The sequence below is a fragment of the Pseudomonas sp. IT-347P genome (assembly GCF_949768005.1).
Lineage (GTDB): Bacteria > Pseudomonadota > Gammaproteobacteria > Pseudomonadales > Pseudomonadaceae > Aquipseudomonas.
Genome location: NZ_CATKPQ010000022.1, coordinates 1 through 14,972 on the forward strand (window position 1 = coordinate 1; position 14,972 = coordinate 14,972).

Here is a 14,972-nt window from a genome sequence, read left to right on the forward strand (position 1 = left end):
GCAGGCAAAAAAAGGGGCAACCATTATGGTTGCCCCTTTTTTCATGCGCTCGCCAACATCATCAGCCGGAGATGGCGCCATCCACCAGCGTCTGCGCTTCGACGACCAATTGCTTGAGGTGGTCGTCACCGATGAAACTTTCGGCGTAGATCTTGTAGATGTCTTCGGTGCCCGACGGACGCGCGGCGAACCAACCGTTTTCCGTCATCACTTTCAGACCGCCAATCGCCTGATCATTGCCCGGTGCGTGGCTGAGAATGCTCTGGATCTTCTCGCCTGCCAGTTCGGTCGAGGTGACCTGTGCAGGGGACAATTTGCTCAGCAACGCTTTCTGCTCCGGATTGGCCTTGGCATCGACACGTACCGAGAACGGCTCGCCCAGCTCATCGGTCAATGCCTTATAGGCCTGGCTCGGATCGCGACCGGTGCGGGCGGTCATTTCGGCGGCCAGCAACGCCGGGATCAGACCGTCCTTGTCGGTGCTCCATACGCCACCGTCCTTGCGCAGGAACGATGCACCGGCGCTCTCTTCGCCACCGAAACCCAGCGAGCCATCGAACAGGCCGTCTGCAAACCACTTGAAACCGACCGGGACTTCGTAGAGACGACGCCCCAAGCGCTTGGCAACGCGATCGATCAAACCGCTGCTGACCACGGTTTTACCCACGCCGGCATCCGCACGCCATTGCGGGCGGTTCTGGAACAGGTAATCGATCGAAACGGCCAGATAGTTGTTCGGCGCGAGCAGACCACCGGACGGCGTAACGATACCGTGGCGGTCGTGATCCGGATCGCAGGCGAAGGCCACGTCGAAACGCTCTTTCAGGCCGATCAGCCCCTGCATCGCGTGGCTCGACGACGGGTCCATGCGAATCTGGCCATCCCAATCGACAGTCATGAAACGGAAAGTCGCGTCGACTTCCTTGTTCACCACTTGCAGATCCAGACGGTAATGCTCGGCAATCGCCGACCAGTAGCGCACCCCTGCTCCGCCCAGCGGATCAACGCCCAGGCGCAGCTTGGCGTCACGAATAGCATCGAAGTCGATGACGTTGATCAGGTCGGCGACGTAGGTGTTCACGTAATCATGACGATGCGTGGTGCCGGCCTTGAGTGCCTGCTCGTAGCTGATGCGCTTCACACCGGCCAGTCTGGCCGCGAGCAGTTCATTGGCCTTGGCTTCGATCCACTTGGTGATGTGCGTATCGGCCGGCCCGCCGTTGGTTGGGTTGTACTTGTACCCACCGCTTTGTGGCGGGTTGTGCGACGGTGTGATGACGATCCCGTCCGCCAGGCCCGAAGTGCGGCCGCGGTTGTAGCAGAGAATGGCGTGGGAAATGGCTGGTGTTGGCGTGTACTCATCACCTTCGGCGATCATCACCGTTACACCGTTGGCCGCCAGTACTTCCAGAGCGCTGGCCCCGGCCGGGGTCGACAGTGCGTGCGTGTCGATACCGACAAACAGCGGCCCGGTGATCCCTTGGGCTTCGCGATACAGGCAGATTGCCTGGCTGATGGCCAGAACGTGCCACTCGTTGAAACTCAAGTCGAACGAGCTGCCCCGGTGCCCGGATGTACCGAACGCCACACGTTGAGTGGAAATCGAGGCATCGGGTTGCCCGGTGTAGTAAGCCGTTACCAGTCGCGGGATATCGACCAACAATTCTGCCGGTGCCGGTTTGCCCGCAAAAGGACTGAGTGTCATGCAAAACCTCTGAAATAGAGTGGTTCAGGAATAGAGCGCAGTTTACTGGCAGTTTGACCGCTGTGCGATGGGATCTATCCGGAACACTCCCGATGTTTTTTAACGTTAGTCAGCCGGGGCCAGACGCAAGGCGTCACCGAGCAACCCGACGACGCCGGCCAGGTCATGATCGCCATGACTCAGCGAACTCAGACGCAGATGTTGCGCATGCAGGCCGTGCAGGCTGAACAACTCGCCGGGCGCAATGATGATCTGCTGTCTGAGCAGACGCTGGAATACATGCACCATGTTCACCGGACGCAGCGAACGCGTCCAAACGGTCGCGCCGCCTTGGGGTTCGATCACCTGCAATGCATCGCCGAGGCGCTCACGCAACAACTCGATCAATTTCGTGCGACGCTCCTTGAGCATCCGTCGCAGTACCAGCAGATGCTGATCCACCCGGCCTCCCCCAAGCAATCTGGCAATCGCCTTCTGTCGAATCGGCGACAAGCGAAACGCGCGCAACAGAAAATGCCGCTGCAACTCGTTGCGCCAATGACGTGAGAGCAGAATGCCGAAAGGCGCCTCGGCACCGATGAACTTCTCGAACGTGGAAAACACCAGTAAACGATCGGGGTCCAGCCAGTCGCGCAGCCGCCGGGCTTCATCTCCTTCATAAAGCTCGCTGTAACAATCGTTTTCCAGCACCCACGTCCCATGCCGGCCGAGCAAATGCGCGACTGCCTGCTGATTATTCAACGGCAGCGAGCTGCCCCGGGGCATGCTCAACACCGACGACAACAGAATCAATCGTACCGGCTCATCCTTGAGCAGCGACTCCAGACGCTGCAGATCAATAATTCCGCCGACGAGCAGCGGCAACTCGATAACGCGTACCTCGGCGGCTTCCAGCAGACGCAAAATCACCCAGTCACAAGGCGATTCAACGACCACGGTAGCCTTGCGCAATTCGAGTACCGAAATCAGAATTTCCAGCACGCCACGCAGGTCGGCACCGATATAAACGTCGTCCGCACGCCAGTAATTGGCCGTTGACGAGGTGTAACGCGCGGCCAAGACCGTGCGCAATTCCAGTTCGCCGCATGGCTGCACCAGCGCTTGCGGCTGACGCGGATATTGGCGAAGCAGCTCCCGCTCCAGCATCAGTAATGGACTGTCCAGCGGTTGCAGTGAAGCAGGCTCATCGGCGCTGAGCACACACATGCCCGGGCGCCTGGCATTGACGTATACGGTTTCCAGCAAATCACTGCCGCTGTCGGGTGAATCCATCACATGCAGCGCTTGCGCGTAGTACCCGGATTTGGCAATCGAATAGACCCGGCCTTCCTTTTCCAGCAGGGAATACGCGTACTGGACCGTCGAGATCGACACATTGAGCCGATCAGCCAGTTGTCGCAGCGAGGGCAAGCGTACCGCCGAGCTACTTCCCGCCTCCTCTATCAACAGCGTCAGGTATCGATAAACCGCCTGATAAACGAAGTCATTCTCCCTCGAGGCTTTCACGAACCCGCATCCATGGGCATGGTTTCATCTCCAGGCAAGTAGCTCACGATCAACCTTCTGCCGATCGATCGACTGCGGATTCGACGACCGCATCCTGCGAGATTTTTTCGCCAGCGACGGGCATACGAACCGGCCCCATTGCATACAGACGTACAATCAGTCTGACCGGCAGCCCGCTGACATCCGTCATCCATTTCATGACCTGTTCGGGCGCATGCAGCCCCTGCATGGCCCTGTGCAGATCCGGCAATGCCACCAACATGCCCGGGTGGCAGTTACGCAGGAACCGCTCAAGCCCGGCGCCACTGTCAATGAAGGGTGCAAACAACAGACACGTCAGCTGGATTTCATTGAGTTCGAAATTGGCCAGCAGGGTGGTCTCTGCCTGTGTACGCAAATGATCGGTTTCCTGCAGATCGCCGAAGCTCGCCAGCAATTGCTCACAGACCGATTCGGGGACTTGCTTTTGCCGCATCGTCAGCAGGCTGCTTGCCAGGTAATCACCGACACCGGCCTCGTAGGTTCGGCCTTCAATGAATTTCGCCTGCAAACCGCGCAGATGCGCAGCCACCATAGGCTCTACGTGTTCATCATCTCCCTGATAAAGCGTCAGGTCATCAGCCTGAAAACCCAAGAAGTCACTCAGCAAAGGCCAGCGCTCTTCGAGTTTGCCGACAATCATGTCGTTGATATTGATAAAACTGGTGCGCCGACAAGCCTCGAACTGACCTTCCGGACGCCAGGCCACCCGCTCCTCTTCGGGGTAAAACTCGCGGTAATAATCGCCACCCAGCCCGTCGAGCAACGCAAACAGCCTTTCAAAGCCAACGGAACCGACCTGCGGCACGGCAATCGCGGCCTTGTGTGCAGCGCGCTCCAGCCCATCGATGAAGTGCCGCTGACGGCGCGTCGACTCACTGCCGATCATGGCATCGACGCCATTGTTCCAGCGGGCCACCTGACCATAGAACTCGGCGGTGGCCAGATAAGCGTCATCCCACAGTTCGAGCGCTTCGTTCCAGGTTCGACGATGCCCGATCAGCAGCAGGTTGATACGGTTGGCTTCGCGACCGGCTGCGCTTATGGGTAGCTGATGATCAAACGGCACCACCTCGCGATGGTCGACCATCACCAGTTCGACTCGAGGATCGTCATACAGAAACAGTGCACTGTAACTGCGGTGAATGTTTTGCAGGGACGCCTCGCTGTTGCCGTTCCAGCGCAGCGTGGCAACGCGCAACTGAAAGGTCGCCGGTGAACGCCCGGCGATGCTCAATTGCGCGGCTCTTAGCAAGGCGAGCGTATAACAACTGTCGCGCGACCCTGACTGGTTCACCAGCACCTTGAAATGACCAATGTTCTCCATGCCGCCAGCAGCCACGGCCAGTCGCTGGATCAGCAACTGCAGCGCTGTGCGTTCTGCCCGCGAGAAAAAACTCAGCAAACGTTGCAATACTTGCTGGTAGACATAGTTCATTGCCTGATCATGGATCGTGCTCATCGGTATTTACCCGGTATCGAAAGTTTCATGCCGCGCGGAGTGACCACATCAGTCAGGCGACAATTGATCAATAAGTAATAGACGTTCAGATGCTAACACTTACAGGTTTGTAGTTATTTGAAACACTTGAGCTGAAAAAAGCCCTTCAACCGCTGACCAACACCCTCAACCCCCTGTAATTGCTGAGCTATTTTTTTCTGAACGAAGTCCTAGGAAACTTCCCACAAGGTCCCACGACAATTGAGTACAAGAAAAAGAGAAGCAGTTTCCGAATAGCCCTACAACATTTAAACAGAAGTTGGCATAAACAAGCTTTCTAGCCGTTTTATATTGCGCAGGACAAATTGAATGCACAGACATGGCTCATTCCTTGAGATGAAAGTAATCATTCAATTATCAGGAACTGGTTTGTGATTAGAAGATACAGATCAAGAGTAAAAACCAGTTCAGTTGCTGAACGGTCCCGGGCAAAACACCAGGTCACTCTGTTTTTTCAGAAAGGAAGGTAAACACACAAGAGTCCGTGGGGCCACGGACTCTGATGACAGGGCTTACGCCGGTTCGACTTGCAGGGCCACCCGTTCGCGGCAAGGACATTCGTCCATGTAGCGGTGGGCTTCGACGAACTCGTTGAACGGGAATACCCGGGTTTTCAGCGGCAGCAACACACGGTCAGCAGTCAACTGGTTGATGTCACGCAACGCACGTTGCAAGGCGACGTGGTCCTGAGTGATGCCCAGCTCCGGCTTACCGGTGAAGTTGCCGATGCAGTGTACGAAGAACTGGATGTTCTTCTGGAACGCTGCACAGGCCGGGAACGGCGTCTGATTGCCGCCTTGCAGGCCGTACAGCACCAGGCTGCCACGCGGCGCCAGCACATCGCCAAGCAACGACATCTGCGGGCCACCCAGACCGTCGAACACCACGTCGACGCCACGGTTGTCGGTGATCTTGTTGATTCGCATCAACAGATCTTCCTCTTCGGTGACGATGACCTTCTCTGCGCCCAGGGACAGCAGGTACTCGCGCTCTCCGGCTTCTTTGGTTGCGGCAATCACCCGCACGCCCATCGCCTTGCCCAACTGGACAAACGAAGGACCGGCGCAATGACTGGCGTCAGTGACCAGCGCGAACTGCCCCGGCTTGACCCGCGCCAGATCGGCGTAGGCAAAGTAGGCGATCAGCAGCGGCGTGTAGTGCACGCTGGCTTCGATCGGGCTGAGCACATCCGGATAACGGGTCAGCGCGGTACGCGGCAGTACGATCGACTCGCCGTAGACCGGATAGTCGTTCGGGCTTTCAGCCGGGAAACTGGCAACCTTGTCACCGACGGACAGGTCCTCGACATCGGCACCGACCGCCGTGACCACACCGGCCATTTCATGGCCGAGGCCCGATGGCAGACGTGCCTGGGACGAAGCCAGGTTTTGACGCCAGAGGGTGTCGTACCAGCTGATGCCGATTGCCTCGACACGCACCTGCACTTCGCCAGGACCTGGCTGAGCGGCCGCATGCTCTTCGCATTTGAGCACCTCGGCCGGACCAAACTTGTGAAAACGGATCGTGCGGGACATCGCAAACCTCGTCAAAGTAACCTCTAATGCCCTGAACTCTATCTGGGCTTTTGACCCAAGACTATCAGTGGCTATTAATAGTCGACATGCCTGTCATTGATTCCGCACCAGGGGCGGCATTGGCAAATTCCATGAAAAAACTGCTGCCACTGTCTCAGTAAAGCTGAATTTAGCGGTGCAGAGTACCAGCCTTTCCCCGTAATATTCATGCCGGCCATTGTTCTCATATGGCCGCTCTCGTCAAGCTTGATGACTCTGCCAGGACTCCAGATGAATCGTAATGACCTGCGTCGTGTCGACCTGAACCTGTTGATCGTATTCGAAACATTGATGCACGAACGCAGTGTGACCCGGGCGGCAGAAAAGCTCTTTCTCGGTCAGCCGGCCATCAGTGCGGCGCTCTCGCGCTTGCGCAGCCTGTTCGATGACCCGCTGTTTGTGCGCACCGGGCGCAGCATGGAACCATCCGCCCGCGCGGTGGAAATCTTCGCCCTGCTCTCACCTGCTCTCGATTCGATTTCGACCGCCGTCAGCCGTGCCGCCGAATTCGACCCGGCGACCAGCACCTCGGTATTTCGCATCGGCCTGTCCGACGACGTCGAATTCGCCCTGCTGCCGATGCTGCTCAAGCGCCTGCGCGCGGAAGCACCGGGAATCGTGCTGGTGGTGCGCCGCGTCAATTACATCCTGATGCCGGGTTTGCTCGCCTCCGGCGAAATCTCGATCGGCGTCAGCTACACCACCGACCTGCCGGCCAACGCCAAGCGCAAAGTGTTGCGGCGCAGCCAGCCGAAACTGCTGCGTGCCGACACCGTGCCCGGTCCGTTGAGCCTGGATGACTACTGCGCGCGTCCGCATGCGCTGGTGTCGTTTGCCGGTGATCTCAGTGGTTTTATTGACGAAGAGCTGGAGAAACTCGGGCGCAAACGCCATGTGGTGCTGGCCGTACCGCAGTTCAACGGGTTGAGTACGTTGCTGGCAGGTACTGACATCGTGGCGACCGTGCCGGATTACACGGCGGATGCGTTGACGGCGGCCGGCGGTGTTCGCGCGGAAGATCCGCCGCTGCCGACGCGTACGTTTGAGCTGCACATGGCCTGGCGTGGGTCTCAGGATAATGATCCAGGTGAGCGCTGGTTACGGTCGCGGATTCAGATGTTTTTCGGCGATCCGGACAGTCTCTAGGGGGCGTCGGGCAGGCTGTTCGTTTCACCCTTGAAACAAAGCAGCAACTTGACGGTATGCCAAAGCCATAACCTCTTTTTCAATCCTTCAGCCGTCGTCACCCCAGGCCTGCGCGCCCAGCAGCCAGGCAAGTGTCGCCGCCATCAACCCTCAAAGGTGCATCGCGGGTTTGGGCTGGCGAATACCATGGACAGAAGGGACGCGGACACGCAGAGCAATGAGCAACGCGGCCAGCAGCATTAGCACGGCTGCCGCTACGAATACGCCTGCGCTGCCACCGAGGCTGAACATTGCACCACCAGCGGCGGCGCCAGTGGCGATGGCTGACTGCACAGATGCCACTACCATGCCTCCGGCGCTTTCCGCCTGATCAGGTACTGCGCTGGCGACCCAGTTCGACCACGCCACCGGCACACCACCAAAGGCCATGCCCCAGACCGCCAGCAGTACCGCTTGCCCCGGCACCGAGGCCGGCAACAGCACCAACGCCAGTGCTGCAACGCCGACCAGCGCGGGCATCAGCACCAGAGTCGCCAGCGGATGACGCTCCAGCAGCCTGCCGGCCAACAGCGTGCCGACGAAGTTCGCCACACCGAACCCCAACAGCATCAGGGACAGCCCTTGCGCGCCGATGCCGGTAGTCCCTTCAAGGAATGGCCGAACATAGGTGAACATCGCAAAGTGCCCGCTGTGCACCAGCACACAACCGAACATCCCCATGGCGATGCCCGGGCGCTGCAGCACCTCGAGTACGGTGCGCAGACGTGCCGGCCGGCGCGGCGCAAGGCGCGGCAGAGTGAACGACTGGAAAGCCAGGGTCACCATGCCTACCGCCGCCGCAGCAAAGAACGCGCTGCGCCAGCCATACAACCCGCCCAGATAGCTGCCCAACGGTACTGCCACTACCGTGCCGATGGCGATGCCGCTGAAAATGATCGACAGCGCCCGGGGCAACAGGGCACTCGGCACCAAGCGCATCGCTACCGCCGCCGCCATGCTCCAGAACCCGCCAAGGGCAATGCCCAGCAAGATGCGCATCAATAACAGCACCGCGAAGCTGGAGGAAACGGCGACCAACAGATTGGAGGCGACCATCAACATGGAAAAACCCAACAACACCCAACGTCGGTCGATGCTGCGGGTCAGGCCTGGCACCAACAAACCAGCGAACAGTGCTACCACGGCTGTCACCGTTACCGCCTGGCCAGCCAGCGCTTCGGACACTCCCAGCTCGGCAGCCATCAGGGTCAACAAACTGGCCGGAAGGTACTCAGCGGTCAGTAATCCGAACACACCCATTGCCAACGAAAATACTGCCATCCACGCGGGGGTTGCAGGTTCTACGTCCGCGCCGACGCCGCAATGGCGGTCGGATACGGTGTTAGATACACAGTCAGTCATTGCACGGATCTCTCAATCTTCATTAAGAGCCGAAGTCTAGGCGCCGAAATCCGGATGATCTATGATCCACAGTCTCTACTTTTTGATCAAAACACCTGAACGATGCCTGTAGATCAGTTTGCCCTATCCTCGGACCTCATCAACGAGCTGTTGCGCGGCATGCGCCTGCGTGGCGTTGAATACCGGCGTATTCAGGCCGGCCCTGCCTTTGGTTTGGGTTTCGCGGAAAAACCTGGGCACGCCTGGTTCCACTTCATGGCCCTCGGCAATGCGGTACTGCGAATGGAAGACGGCAGCACCTACGCGCTGTCTGCCGGCAATGCCGTGTTCATCTCCCATGGCGCGGCCCATCAACTGTTTTCCCACCAGGGCGCACCTGTCCAGGACATCGATCGTCTAGAGGGTGCGCCCTTGGGTGAGACCGTCAGCGCGGTGGATACCGGAACCGATGCCAGCCCCACTCCGAGCACTATTCTGTTCAGTGCTTGTATGGAGTTTGAACTGGGCAGTATCCATGGCCTTGGCCGGTTGATGCCGGGCCTGATGCTGATCGATGCCGGCGGCCAGCGCTACCCCGGGCTGGTGCCGATCCTGACCACCATGGAACGCGAGGTAAGCGCCGCACGCGTCGGCTACGCAGGTATCCTCGCGCGTTTGGCCGACGTGGTGGCTGCCATGGTCGTTCGCGGCTGGGTGGAGTGCGCCTGCGGGAATGCTTCTGGCCTGGTCGCCGCTTTGCGCGATCCCCGCTTGGCCGGTGCATTGCTTGCGCTCCATCAACAACCGGGCCGCGACTGGACTGTTGCGCAGTTGGCAGAGCACTGCAACACCTCACGCTCGGTCTTCGCGGACCGCTTCCAGGCGACGATTGGCATGGCCCCGCTGCGCTATGTCACCGAACTGCGAATGCGGCTTGCAAGCCAGTGGCTGACCCTCGAAAGGCTACCGATTGAAGAGGTGGCGCAACGTTTGGGCTATACATCCCAGGCCGCTTTCAGTCGTGCATTCAAGCGCATTACGGGCAAGACGCCTGGATTGAGCCGCAAGGTGAAGCAAACCGAACGCAGGTAGTCGATGATCCGTGCCACCGACTCATTTACCCCCCGTTACATCAAGGAAAGTACCGGTCACGAATGATGCCTCCGCGCTCGCCAACCATAGAATCGCGCGTGCCACTTCTTCAGGCTGTCCGCCCCGCCCCATCGGGATCGAGTCCTTGACACGATCGACCCGCCCCGGCTCACCGCCACTGGCATGCATTTCGGTATAGATATGTCCGGGGCGAATACAGTTAACGCGTATGCCTTCCCGTGCAACCTCCTTTGCAAAGCCAATGGTGAACGTCTCCAAGGCGCCCTTTGACGCCGCATAGTCGACATATTCATTGGGGCTGCCAAGGCGCGCCGAGGCCGATGAGACATTGATCACCACGCCGCCCGGGCCGTTGTGGCGGTAAGACATGCGCTTCACCGCCTGTTGGGCACACAGAATTGGCCCAATGGCATTGACCGCAAAGATGCGCTGCATCCGCTCGAAGCCGAGGCCCTCCAAGCGTGACTGCGGCGCCAGCATCCCAGCGTTATTGACCAGGACGTCAATGCGTCCGAACGTGCGGTCGATGGCCGCGAACAAATCGGCCACCTGTTGGGGATCAGCACTGTCGGCCCGCACCGCCAACGCCCGGCGCCCCAATGCTTGCACATCCGCAGCCACGGCCAGCGCTGCGGGCTCGTTGGCAACGTAGCTGATCGCAACGTCATAACCTCTTGCGGCCGCCAACCGGGCCGTTGCTGCCCCTACTCCACGACTTCCACCCGTTATCAGAATCAGCGGTGCCTGCGAGACGTTGATCATTAAACACAACTCCTGAGCCGTTGGCTGTATCAGCCGATGATGAGGGTGCCGCTGGCGATCACTACACACGCCAGTATCCGGCGGGTGGTGAGCGTCTCGCCGAGAAACACATAGCCGATCAACGCCGCAAACAGCACGCTGGTTTCGCGCAATGCCGACACCGCGCCCAGAGGCGCTTCGTTCATGGCGTAGATGATCATTCCATAGGCGAGCAAAGAGACCAGCCCGCCGACCAACGCGGTCACTGTTCCGGGCCGGATGGAGAACAAGCTGCGGGTGTCGCGCAGGCCGATGTAGACCACTGGCATCAGTACGCCCCACAGGGCGCACATCCACACCGTGTAGGCAAGCGGCGCGCCGGAGAGCCTGGCGCCGATGCCGTCGACCACGCTGTAGGCTGCGATAAAGCCGCCCGTTCCCAGCGCATAAGGCAGGCTGGGAACCGACAGACTGCGCCCTCGGAAGGCCAGTGAAATAATCCCGCCTGACACCAGCGCAATACCGAGTAACACGCCAGGCGTGATGCTTTCTCCGGCAAACACAGCGGCCCCCAAGGTGATCAGCACCGGTGACGATCCCCGTGAAATCGGATAGGTCTGCCCCAGGTCGCCGACCCGGTAACTGCGCACCAGAAACAGGTTGTAGCCGACATGCAGCAACCCCGACAGCACCGCATAGCCCCAGCTCTCAATCGCGGGGGGCACCATGAACATTGCGGCGACGACACTGGTGATGGCGATGGCAATGCACATCACCGTCATGGACCACAACCGATCGGCACCGCTGCGCAGCAGCGCATTCCAGCTGGCATGCAGGAGCGCGGCGAAAAGTACGAGGAAGATGATATGGACAGGCATGCGCCACTTTAGGCAATGCGACACTGGGACTAAAGCGAAGCCTCCTCATCACAGCATGAGCAAATACTCATGATTCACTCATCCAGTCGTTGGACTTTCAGTGCTTCGCTGACCAGCCATTGGCGAAAGCTGGCGATGTGCGGTTGTGATTCGATGCCCTTGGGGCAGACGAAGTAGTACGCCAGTGGTGATGGGAATGGCACATCAAACAGCCGCACCAAACGGCCATCGCTGATTTCGTTCTCGACATGCCCGCTGCGCACCAATGCAACGCCCTGGCCGAGCAAAGCTGCCTCGACCGTCATGTTGGTATCTCCAAATCTGACGCTCTCCTTGAGCGGCAAATAGGCCAGCCCGACGGCTTGAAACCATACCTCCCATTTTGGCACCAGTTCGGCACCCTCCCGCGTCAGCAGCGGGAAATGCAACAGTTCTGCGGGGTTCTGCGGAGTTCCGACGCGCCGCAACAGTTCGGGGCTTGCCACAGGAAATACCTGCTCCCCAAACAGGAACTCGGAATACAGACCGGGGTAATCGCCCTTGCCGAGCCTGATCGCAACATCAGCCTGGCCGTGAGAGAAGTGGATTATTTTATCCGTGGTGTCCAGCGAGACCAGCAGCTCGGGGTGCTGACGAGAGAGACACGGCAAACGTGGCAGCAGCCATTTGAGCGCGAAGGAATAGGTGGTGCTGACGCTGAGTCGAACCCTGTCTTTTTGCTCGCGCAGATCACCCAACGTCGCCTCCAGACTGATGAAAAACTCCCGCACGATGGGCGCCAGCGCAGCTCCCGCTGCCGTGAGGCGCAACGCCTTGCCACGTTCAAACAACTGCACTCCCCAAAGGGCCTCAAGATGCTTGAGCTGATGACTGACCGCGCTTTGAGTCACGTGTAGCTCCTGTGCCGCCGACGTGAAGGTCAAGTGCCGGGTGGCAGCTTCAAATGCGCGCAAGGTCGCGGTGGGCGGCAGGTCTCTCATAAGAGCAGTATCCAGCGAGTTATCAGAAAAGCGCATGCATGAGCGCTGTCTCATGATAGAACCAAACTCACTAATGACATCACTCAGGGAGCCATCAAATCAGCGTAAGCGGCCTCCACTCTTTCAGCTCCGCCTGGAATCGGTCCCGCTCCAAAAATTCGCGAGTTTCACTGCCATACAGACACCGACCCAAAGGTGATGTCTCGGGGAGTAACAACTTGCGGCTTTTTATACAAAACGGCACAACCCAAAGCTTCAATTCTTTCGAACTCGTAAAGTCGAATACAGGCAAAGGTTGAGTAAATGACTCCGTCCACGGGTAGATCAACCTCGAAATAGTTTTTCATTTGTGCGCCTCTTTTGCATTTCTGTGCGACAGATCCCGTTTAAGGACTCCCGCAACGCTCTGGCACGGTGTTAGTTTGTAAGTGTATGTGTCTCAACCTTGAGACACGCCTGACTCACTGCCCTGCAAAGGAATGCCCTTCTCAATGAATTTCCCTTTCAAGCAACTGGCTGCCACCACGTTGATGCTGGCCGGCCTTGCCGCCTTCACTGCACCCGCGCAAGCCAATATCACCCCGCAACAGAGCGCTGAAATTCTCAAGACCTACAGCGCCGACAAAGCCACCGACTTCCGCCAGTTCCTCGACAATCTGGGCAAGAGCGATCTGGCGAAGAGCGCCGACATTGGCCCGGCTATGGGTGCTTACCTCGACAACAAGACTTTGACTGCCGATCAGCAGAACGAAATCTATCGTCTGCTGGGTATCTACACGCGAGCGAAATACAGCGCTGCCGCCACCGAAACCCTGCGCGAACTGGTGGAAATCCCGACTTTTCGCAAGGACGGCGTTGCCCAGCACGACAACCCGGAATTCATCAAGATTGCGGCGAAGATCAAGAGCCTTGCCGAGTCGTTCAATCTGAAATTCCGCAACATCGACAACCGCGTCTACGAGATCTCCCTCGACGGCAGCGGCGATGAAGTGGTGGGCATTCATGCGCACGCCGACGTGGTGCCGGTGACGCCGGAAAACTGGGTGCTCAAGGATGGTACCCGCCTCGACCCGTTCAAGATCACCCTGATCGGCGATCGCATGTATGGTCGCGGCACCGAGGATGACAAGAACGGTATCGTGGTCACGCTGTATGCCATGAAAGTCATCAAAGAGGAAAAGCTGCCACTGGTACGCAACTTCAAGCTGCTGGTCGACACCACCGAAGAAACCAGCGGCGACGCGATCCCCTACTATTTCGAACGCAATCCGACGCCGAACTACAATCTGGCGCTGGACGGCGGTTACCCGGTGGTGATTGCCGAGAAAGGCTACGGCACCGTCATGGCCAACTTTGCCAAGCGCAAAGGTGAAGGCAAAGGTGCGGAGATCACCTCGATGACCGGTGGCTTGGCGACCAACCAGATTCCGTCGGCGTCGGTCGCCACCCTGGTCACCGACAAGCCTGCCGAACTGGCTGCCAGCCTGCAAAAGGCTGGTGACGAGTTTGCAAAGCGCAACGGTGGCGACTTCCAGGTCAGCGCAAAGGTCGACGGCAAAGACGTCAAACTGACCGTGACTGGCGTATCTGCGCACTCCTCCGAGCCCGAATCCGGGGTCAACCCGGTCGCGCGGATGCTGGTCTTTATCAATAGCCTTGATGGCAAAGTCGCGTTCAAGCACAACCACATCACCGATGCTGCGCGTTACGCTGCCGACAATTGGGGCCTGGATTACCTCGGCAACAAGCTGGGGGTCGGTTTTTCCGATGCTTTCATGGGGCCGCTGACGACGTCACCAACCTACGTCGGCATGGACGAAAAAGCCTTCAAACTTGCGGTCAATCTGCGCGTTCCGAAGGGCAAGTCGCCGGAGAAGCTCAAGGCTGAAATCGCTGAGAAACTGGCAGAGTGGAGCAAGAAGAGCCACGTCGCCGTTGCCTTCGACTATTCAGTTGCCGCACCGATGTACCGCAACCCCGAGGGTGAGTGGGTGAAGGCGCTGCTGGCGGTATCGACGGAAAACCTCGGCATGAAACACGAGTTCGGCACCTCCGCCGGCGCTACCTCGGTGCATGAACTGCCGAATGGCGTGCAATTCGGTCTGGCCATGCCGAATGTGAAGTACACCGGGCACACCGATGGCGAGTTCAAGACCGTGGAGCAATTCCAGCTGGATCTGCAGATCGTGACTGAAATGATTGGCCGCATCGGCCAGTTGCCGAAGCTCTGATCGTATTGTCGAACCCGCCGCCATGGCGGGTTCGGCATTTTTAATCTCCGCATAATCCCCGCCGCGCAGCCTCGCCCCTGACTTTTGCACACAGGGCAACACAGAATTGCCTTCAGAGAGATTGATAGCCACCTAACGAAAGGTGCATGCTAGAGAGCTCGGTCGGGCCTTATATCAT

Annotated in this window: 11 protein-coding genes; 3 read left to right on the forward strand and 8 right to left on the reverse strand. The window is 58.7% G+C overall.

Annotation, left to right across the window (positions count from 1 at the left end; genetic code table 11):
- Nucleotides 1–61: 61 nt before the first annotated feature.
- The 4 genes from pgm to ACM6IV_RS08875 all read right to left on the reverse strand — a co-directional run bounded on the left by pgm (nt 62) and on the right by ACM6IV_RS08875 (nt 6,286).
- The gene (gene pgm, locus ACM6IV_RS08860; protein WP_414869632.1) at nt 62–1,705 is read right to left on the reverse strand and encodes a phosphoglucomutase (alpha-D-glucose-1,6-bisphosphate-dependent); all 1,644 of its coding nucleotides are present in this window, start codon (nt 1,703–1,705) and stop codon (nt 62–64) included.
- A gap of 105 nt (nt 1,706–1,810) precedes the next feature.
- Complete coding sequence (locus ACM6IV_RS08865; protein ID WP_414869633.1) at nt 1,811–3,211, reverse strand: PLP-dependent aminotransferase family protein; 1,401 nt, start codon at nt 3,209–3,211, stop codon at nt 1,811–1,813.
- A gap of 49 nt (nt 3,212–3,260) precedes the next feature.
- Nucleotides 3,261–4,712, reverse strand: coding sequence for a hypothetical protein (locus ACM6IV_RS08870; protein ID WP_414869634.1), 1,452 nt, complete (start codon nt 4,710–4,712; stop codon nt 3,261–3,263).
- A 551-nt stretch (nt 4,713–5,263) separates the two neighbouring features.
- A complete protein-coding gene (locus ACM6IV_RS08875; protein ID WP_414869635.1) occupies nt 5,264–6,286 on the reverse strand; it encodes a zinc-dependent alcohol dehydrogenase family protein in 1,023 nt (340 codons plus the stop codon).
- 270 nt (nt 6,287–6,556) lie between these two features.
- Between ACM6IV_RS08875 and ACM6IV_RS08880 the strand changes: the two genes are divergently transcribed.
- Nucleotides 6,557–7,471 (forward strand): LysR family transcriptional regulator, encoded by a 915-nt coding sequence (locus tag ACM6IV_RS08880; RefSeq protein WP_097087432.1) that lies wholly within the window; start codon nt 6,557–6,559, stop codon nt 7,469–7,471.
- A 150-nt stretch (nt 7,472–7,621) separates the two neighbouring features.
- Here the strand turns inward: ACM6IV_RS08880 and ACM6IV_RS08885 are convergent, their stop codons facing one another.
- A complete protein-coding gene (locus tag ACM6IV_RS08885; protein ID WP_414869636.1) occupies nt 7,622–8,872 on the reverse strand; it encodes an MFS transporter in 1,251 nt (416 codons plus the stop codon).
- Between the two features lie 102 nt (nt 8,873–8,974).
- On the opposite strand from ACM6IV_RS08885, the gene ACM6IV_RS08890 reads away from it, so the two are divergent.
- A complete protein-coding gene (locus ACM6IV_RS08890) occupies nt 8,975–9,943 on the forward strand; it encodes an AraC family transcriptional regulator (protein ID WP_414869637.1) in 969 nt (322 codons plus the stop codon).
- Between the two features lie 21 nt (nt 9,944–9,964).
- Here the strand turns inward: ACM6IV_RS08890 and ACM6IV_RS08895 are convergent, their stop codons facing one another.
- From ACM6IV_RS08895 to gcvA, 3 genes are all read right to left on the reverse strand, one after another.
- Nucleotides 9,965–10,726 (reverse strand): SDR family oxidoreductase, encoded by a 762-nt coding sequence (locus ACM6IV_RS08895; RefSeq protein ID WP_414869638.1) that lies wholly within the window; start codon nt 10,724–10,726, stop codon nt 9,965–9,967.
- A gap of 29 nt (nt 10,727–10,755) precedes the next feature.
- Nucleotides 10,756–11,583, reverse strand: coding sequence for an EamA family transporter (locus tag ACM6IV_RS08900; protein ID WP_414869639.1), 828 nt, complete (start codon nt 11,581–11,583; stop codon nt 10,756–10,758).
- A 74-nt stretch (nt 11,584–11,657) separates the two neighbouring features.
- On the reverse strand, nt 11,658–12,563 hold the full coding sequence (gcvA, locus tag ACM6IV_RS08905) for a transcriptional regulator GcvA (RefSeq protein WP_414870243.1): 906 nt from the start codon (nt 12,561–12,563) through the stop codon (nt 11,658–11,660).
- A 491-nt stretch (nt 12,564–13,054) separates the two neighbouring features.
- On the opposite strand from gcvA, the gene ACM6IV_RS08910 reads away from it, so the two are divergent.
- Entirely contained in the window at nt 13,055–14,794 is a 1,740-nt protein-coding gene (locus ACM6IV_RS08910; RefSeq protein WP_414869640.1) for a dipeptidase, read from the forward strand.
- Nucleotides 14,795–14,972 lie beyond the last annotated feature (178 nt).